General features: G+C 53.6%; 1 protein-coding gene. It reads left to right on the forward strand.

What is annotated here, in order from left to right; translation table 11 throughout:
• Positions 1-248, forward strand: a 248-nt coding sequence (locus SB756_RS33515) for an MFS transporter (RefSeq protein WP_410913692.1), incomplete at both ends; no start/stop codon positions are given.

Genomic DNA, 248 nt, shown 5'->3' on the forward strand with positions numbered 1-248 from the left:
TGAACGTCATCATGTATTACGCGCCGAAAATCTTCGAACTGGCGGGTTATACCAACACCACCGAGCAAATGTGGGGGACAGTGATTGTCGGCCTGACCAACGTACTTGCCACCTTTATCGCAATCGGCCTTGTTGACCGCTGGGGACGTAAACCAACGCTAACGCTGGGCTTCCTGGTGATGGCTGCTGGTATGGGCGTACTCGGTACAATGATGCATATCGGTATCCACTCTCCGTCGGCGCAGTAT

The sequence above is a fragment of the Pseudomonas sp. SIMBA_068 genome, assembly GCF_046534705.1.
Lineage (GTDB): Bacteria > Pseudomonadota > Gammaproteobacteria > Pseudomonadales > Pseudomonadaceae > Aquipseudomonas > Aquipseudomonas putida.